General features: G+C 68.7%; 1 protein-coding gene. It reads left to right on the top strand.

What is annotated here, in order from left to right; translation table 11 throughout:
* The coding region (locus tag EN906_RS37125) for an aminotransferase class I/II-fold pyridoxal phosphate-dependent enzyme (RefSeq protein WP_127375911.1) at positions 1–386 on the top strand (386 nt) is incomplete at both ends.

The raw sequence follows: 386 nt of genomic DNA, 5'->3' as shown, positions 1-386 counted from the left end.
CGTCCAGACAAGGTCGACCTCGGTGTCGGCGTCTACAAGGATCGCGACGGCAAGACGCCGGTCATGCGCGCCGTGCGCGAAGCGGAACAGCGCCTGCTGCAGGCCCAGGACACCAAGACCTATCTCGGCCTTGCCGGCGATACCGGCTTCAACACGGTGATGGCCAAGCTCGCCTTCGGTCCAGGCGCCGACATGACGCGCATCCGCGCCGCACAAGCGCCCGGCGGCTCCGGCGCGCTGCGGCTGGTGGCGGAACTGCTGAAGCGGACACGCTCGGATGCAACCATCTGGCTGTCGGACCCGACCTGGCCGAACCACATGCCGGTGATGCGCGCCGCCGGCCTGCAGATCCGTGAATACCCCTATTTCGACGCCGCCTCGGGCGC

It is taken from the genome of Mesorhizobium sp. M7A.F.Ca.CA.004.06.1.1 (assembly GCF_003999135.1).
Classification (GTDB): domain Bacteria; phylum Pseudomonadota; class Alphaproteobacteria; order Rhizobiales; family Rhizobiaceae; genus Mesorhizobium.
The sequence above is the reverse complement of the archived record's forward strand: the minus strand, read 5'-3'. Positions and strand labels throughout refer to the sequence as shown.